Here is a 684-nt window from a genome sequence, read left to right on the forward strand (position 1 = left end):
CGGGGTAGTGCAGGGCGAGGGCTCCGAGGGCTTGTTTCCAGCCGTGGACGGTGGCGCCTTCGACCAGGCGTGCGGGAGCGTTGCGTTGGTGGGCGGGTTGGCCGCGTTGCGAGGCGCGTTGTCGGGCTCGTTTGTCCTCGATATCCCGGATGGCCAGCCACAACAGTTTGGTGACCGCCTCGTCGTTGGGGAAGTGGCCGCGGTTTTTGATGATCTTGCGGAGCTGGTAGTTCAGTGACTCGATCGAGTTCGTGGTGTAGATGATCCGCCGGACCTCGGGCGGGAATTCCAGGAACGGGATGAACCGCTCCCACGCGTTTTCCCAGGTCCGCGCTGCCGCGGGGTATTTGCGGCCGAGGTCGGATTCGGCGAATTCCAGCAGTGCGGTCTCGGCGGCCTGGGCGGTCGGCGCAGTGTAGATCGGCTTGAGCGCGGCAGCGACCTTCTTTCTGTCCTGATAGGACACGAATCGCATCGCGGCCCTGATCAGGTGGACCGTGCAGGTCTGCACGGTCGACTGAGGCCAGCTTGCCTCGATGGCCTCGGGCAGTCCAGCAAGACCGTCACAGCAGACGATCAGCACATCCTTGACGCCCCGGTTGCGCAGCTCGGCGCAGACTCCGGCCCAGAACTTCGCTCCCTCACCGGCCTGCACCCAGATTCCGAGGACGTGTTTCACGCCGT

1 protein-coding gene is annotated in these 684 nt (G+C 64.8%); it reads right to left on the reverse strand.

Annotated features, from left to right (window positions below):
- Positions 1 to 684: IS256 family transposase (locus ACYVF3_RS32505; RefSeq protein WP_461158114.1), on the reverse strand; the 684-nt coding region annotated here is incomplete at both ends.

It is taken from the genome of Saccharopolyspora tripterygii, assembly GCF_054778355.1.